This window comes from Bradyrhizobium sp. AUGA SZCCT0160, from assembly GCF_018130105.1.
Taxonomy (GTDB): domain Bacteria; phylum Pseudomonadota; class Alphaproteobacteria; order Rhizobiales; family Xanthobacteraceae; genus Bradyrhizobium.
The window spans coordinates 1-1,014 of sequence record NZ_JAFCMD010000061.1; the positions used below are offsets into that span (position 1 = coordinate 1).

Consider the following 1,014-nt stretch of genomic DNA (forward strand, 5'->3'; position numbering starts at 1 on the left):
CGCTTATGTGGCGCGGCGCTACACGATCGTGAACGCGGCCGGCGGCGTCAACGGCACCTTCGGCTCGGTGGCCAACACTAACCTGCCGGCCGGCTTCGTGAGCTCGCTGAGCTATGACGCCCAAAATGCCTATCTGGATCTCAATCTGACGTTCTCGCCTGGGTTCGCCAACGGCCTGAACGGCAACCAGACTGCTGTCGCCAACGCGCTCATCAACTCGTTCAATACCACCGGCGGCATTCCGCTGGTGTTCGGTACGCTGACGCCTGCAGGCCTGACCCAGGTATCGGGCGAAGCCGCTACCGGCACGCAGCAGACCACGTTCGACGCGATGGAAAAGTTCATCAACGTAATGACCGATCCCTTCACGGGGACGCGCTCGGGCGGCGCGCCGCCGGCCGGCGCAACCGGTTATGCCGACGAGAACGAGGCGCTGGCCTATGCCGCGCGCAAAGGCCGCAACGCGGGCGAGCGGGAGGCCTATGCCAAGATGGCGATGAAGGCGCCGCCGCTGTCGTTCGAACGGCGCTGGAGCGTCTGGGGCGCAGGCTATGGCGGCACGCAATCGACCGACGGCAACGCCGCAGTCGGTTCGAACTCCTACACCTCGCGCATCTATGGTGGCGCTGCCGGTCTGGACTATCGCGTAGCGCCGGGCACGCTGGTCGGCTTTTCGCTCGGCGGCGCCGGCACCAAATACGATCTGGTGAACGGCCTCGGCGGCGGCCGGTCGGAGATGTTCCAGGCCGGCGTCTACGGCCGGCACGATATCGGCGCGGCCTACCTCGCCGGCGCCCTCGCCTATGGCTGGCAGGACGTCACGACCGATCGTATTGCGCTGCTGAACAGCTACCGCGCCAAATTCGACGCCAATGCTCTCTCCGGCCGGCTCGAGGGCGGCTACCGCTATGCGTTCGGCACCAGCGGACTGACGCCCTACGCCGCGGGCCAGTTCACCACGCTGTGGTTGCCCAACTATACCGAACAGGTTGTCGCCGGCGTCAACACGTTCGC

General features: G+C 66.3%; 1 protein-coding gene. It reads left to right on the forward strand.

The features are described 5' to 3' along the window. Positions 1-1,014, forward strand: a 1,014-nt coding sequence (locus tag JQ558_RS36945) for an autotransporter outer membrane beta-barrel domain-containing protein (RefSeq protein WP_212296733.1), incomplete at both ends; no start/stop codon positions are given.